The organism is Spirillospora sp. NPDC049652 (assembly GCF_040675125.1).
Taxonomy (GTDB): domain Bacteria; phylum Actinomycetota; class Actinomycetes; order Streptosporangiales; family Streptosporangiaceae; genus Spirillospora.
This window is the reverse complement of sequence record NZ_JBFAOF010000856.1, coordinates 1-3,133: the sequence shown is the minus strand read 5'-3', so window position 1 is coordinate 3,133 and position 3,133 is coordinate 1. Positions and strand designations below refer to the sequence as shown.

4 protein-coding genes are annotated in these 3,133 nt (G+C 74.0%); 2 read left to right on the top strand and 2 right to left on the bottom strand.

Annotated features, from left to right (window positions below):
• The first annotated feature begins 139 nt into the window (after nucleotides 1-139).
• Nucleotides 140-664, top strand: a complete 525-nt coding sequence (locus AB0J52_RS33860) for a SigE family RNA polymerase sigma factor (RefSeq protein ID WP_500186960.1) — start codon at nucleotides 140-142, stop codon at nucleotides 662-664.
• Nucleotides 654-1,301: a hypothetical protein gene (locus tag AB0J52_RS33855; protein WP_500186959.1), complete on the top strand. Its 648-nt coding sequence runs from the start codon at nucleotides 654-656 to the stop codon at nucleotides 1,299-1,301. Before AB0J52_RS33860 ends, AB0J52_RS33855 begins: the two co-directional genes overlap by 11 nt.
• Nucleotides 1,302-1,328: 27 nt before the next feature.
• Here the strand turns inward: AB0J52_RS33855 and AB0J52_RS33850 are convergent, their stop codons facing one another.
• Entirely contained in the window at nucleotides 1,329-2,189 is an 861-nt protein-coding gene (locus AB0J52_RS33850) for an MEDS domain-containing protein (protein WP_500186957.1), read from the bottom strand.
• A 231-nt stretch (nucleotides 2,190-2,420) separates the two neighbouring features.
• The coding region (locus AB0J52_RS33845; protein ID WP_500186956.1) for an anti-sigma factor RsbA family regulatory protein at nucleotides 2,421-3,133 on the bottom strand (713 nt) is incomplete at its 5' end.

The window sequence follows — 3,133 nt, the reverse complement described above, 5'->3', positions numbered from 1 at the left end:
CCCGCGCCCGTCCCGCCGAAGACCGCGCCTGGGGCGGCACGTCCGGCCCCGCCGAAGACCGCGCCCGGAGCCACGCGTCCGGCCCCGGCGACGGTGCGGCCGACCTGGTCCGGCCAGTAGGAGAGCGGCTCTGTCCACGTTGAGCACCCGGAAGGCCCGCGGGACGGCCGACACGTTCGAGGAGTTCGTGAACGCCACCGCGGGCCGTCTGCTGCGCACCGCCGTGTTCCTCGTCTACGACCGGCACCTCGCCGAGGACCTCCTCCAGGTCGCCTACGAGCGGGTCGCGCGGCGCTGGCGGCGGCTCGCGGACGGCGACCCCGAGGCGTACGCCCGCCGCGTCCTGGTCAACCTCGCCATCGACGAGGGCAAGCGCCGGGCGCGCCGCCGCGACACGCCCGCCGGGAGCGTCGCCGACCTCGACCGCATCGCCGGACGCGAGCCGCACCAGGTCCCGTCCGGCGACGGCGAGCTGGACGAGGCGCTCCGCTCCCTCCCCGCCCAGCAGCGCGCCGTGGTCGTGCTCCGCTACTGGTGCGACCTCGGCGAACGCGAGATCGCCGACACCCTCGGGATCAGCCGGGGGACCGTCAAAAGCCACACCGCGCGCGCCATGGCGGCGCTGCGCGCGCACGTCCGGGAGGGCCGCACGCATGGACGATGAGCTCGGCGCCGCCCTGCGCGACCACTTCCGCCAAGCCGCGGACGACATCCAGCCCGACGCGGCACTGCTCCACCGACTCCGCGAGACGGCGACGCCGTCACCGTCCCCGTCCCGCCGCGTCGTCTCCCTCGCCCGCCGCCACCCCGCCGAAGCGGGGACGGGCGCGGACGGCGCGTTCCCGCACACCGAGGCCGCGGACCGCGTCGGCGACAAGTCTGGACGCGGCATCCCGCGACGCCGATGGTGGCTGGCAGCCGCAGCCGCAGGCGTGGCGGCGGCGGTCGTGTTCGTCGCGTTGGTGTTCGTACTGCGGCCTGGAACTGTGGAGAAGAAGACGCATCCGGCTAACCAGGTCGTTCCCGCGTCCAGCCCGTCCGGGCAGGCTCCCGCGCCCATGCCGACGACGCCGGGAGAGCCCGGTTCCAGCGTGAAGCCGACGCCGCCCGATTCCACCCCGAGGCCGCAGACCGGAACCGGCGGCGTGCCGGGAACGGCCCCTACCGGACGGCCGTCGACACCTCCGACGACGACCCGTCCGAACGGTCCGCCGCCGCACGCGTCGCGCCCGCCGAACGCTCCCACGCCCAGCAGAGGAAACCCCCACCCGCCCGCCACCAGCTCCCCGCGCACGCCCTGACCCCGGCGTCCCGCTGAGGGGACGGGTTCAGACGGTGCCGAGTCGCAGGCCGGGCAGCATGTGCCAGCCCACCGTCTCCATGATCGTGCGGAGCTGGAGGGGCATCCGGTCCAGCACGAGCGGGCCGGAGCCGGACCGGCGGGCGGCCACGTCGGCGAGCATGTTCAGCGCGCCGAGGTCGATGAAGCCGAGCCCGGCGAGGTCGAGATGGATCTCCTCGCCGCCGCTCGCGCCCAGCACGGTGTTCAGCGCCTGGTCCAGGACCGTGTGCCGGGACGCGTCGAGCTCGCCGAGCAGCGACAGCCCCACCGGGTCGAAGGTGCGGACGATCTGCAGCACCGAGTCGGCGAACTCCGGGTTCGGCGTCACGAACGTCGAGTGCGTCGCGGCGAGGGCGGTGCGGGCGTCGGCGGTCAGCCGCCGCCGGTCGATCTGGCAGATCGCCGTCACCCGGGTGCTCGGGCCTATGGCGCGCTCGATGTCCTGCTCGCAGCGGAGCAGTTCGCGCAGGCCGTCCGGGAGGTCGAGCGCGAACGTCATGTCGGCGGCGACCCGGATGGTCGTGAAGTCGCCGTCCTCCGCGCCCGCGATCTCACCCGCGAGCGCCGCCAGCACCGTGCCCGGATCGAAGCGTCCGTCCGCGCGCCGCGCGTTCCCGAGCGGCACCACCGTCAGCAGCCCCGGACGCGGCGGAACGCCGTTCATGCCGGGAACGTCCACATCATCCGAACCGGCCAGGTAGATCACCTTGTGGGCGGCCTCCAGCCCGTCCCGGACGAACGTGCCGACCACGTGCCGCTGCTCGTCCTCGCCCGAGTAGGGCAGCCACGCGTGGTCGCCGGGCCGCAGCTCACGGACCGGCCTGCGGACGGAGCTGAGGGTCTCCATAACGCCTTCCACCGCGGCCACTTCCGGATGCGTCCAGACTACGACCAGGAGGCGACGTCACGTAGCCGAACCCTCACCCTGTTTTCCCGGTATCTGACAACCGGACGGCTCCGGATCCACCACCGCGTGTCCGACCGAACTCCACACATCCTGTCGAGTGTCCCCGCACCCCGCGAGCGGGTTCGATCACGCCGGCCGGACGGCCGCCGCGGACCCGAACACCCGCCGTGCTCAGCGGCTCACGCGCATCCGGACGAACGTCCCGTCCCAGCCCGCGCGCACCTCGACCAGGTCGACCAGCAGCCGGACCGTCCACAGCCCGAAGCCGCTGTCCAGCGCCGTCTTCGGCGGGACGAACCCGGTCAGCGGGCTGAAGTCGCGCCAGTAGCCGTTGTCGCCGACCTCGCAGAGCAGGTCCGCGCCCTCCGTCCACAGCCGCACCCCGACCGGCGGGATGCCGTGCCGCAGCGCGTTCGCGGCGACCTCGTTCACCGCCGTGACCAGGTTCTGCGCGTCCCGTCCGGACATGCCGTGCCGCTCGGCGCGCCCCCCGACCCACCGCCGCAGCTCGTGCAGGTCGTGGCCGGTCACCGGCAGGTACTCCGACTCCTGCGGAGCCGGGAACGTCCGGGCGCGGTCGACGTCGGCGGAGAAGGCCTTGGGCTTCGTGAACCGCCCGCTGTCGAAGCGGGCGCCGTTCTGCACCAGCCAGGGGTGCGTCCGCCGCGCGTACTCCAGGATCGACGCCGGCAGCGCGGACGTGTCGTACGGGCACAGCGCCGACGCCCCGGTGTCCCGGAACACCTCGTTGATCAGCGACTCGTACCGCGCCCACTCCAGCGTCTCGCGCGGCGTCCACTCCTCGTGCCACACCTGCTCGGCCAGCGCGTGCACGCTGCGCGGGTGCTCCGCCTTCACCAGCTCCAGGTAGCTGCGCAGCGTCC

Bases quoted from the DNA above. Each gene is read 5' to 3' on its own strand.
- AB0J52_RS33855 (WP_500186959.1), top strand. From the start codon at position 654: ATGGACGATGAGCTCGGCGCCGCCCTGCGCGACCACTTCCGCCAAGCC.
- AB0J52_RS33850 (WP_500186957.1), bottom strand. From the start codon at position 2,189: ATGGAGACCCTCAGCTCCGTCCGCAGGCCGGTCCGTGAGCTGCGGCCC.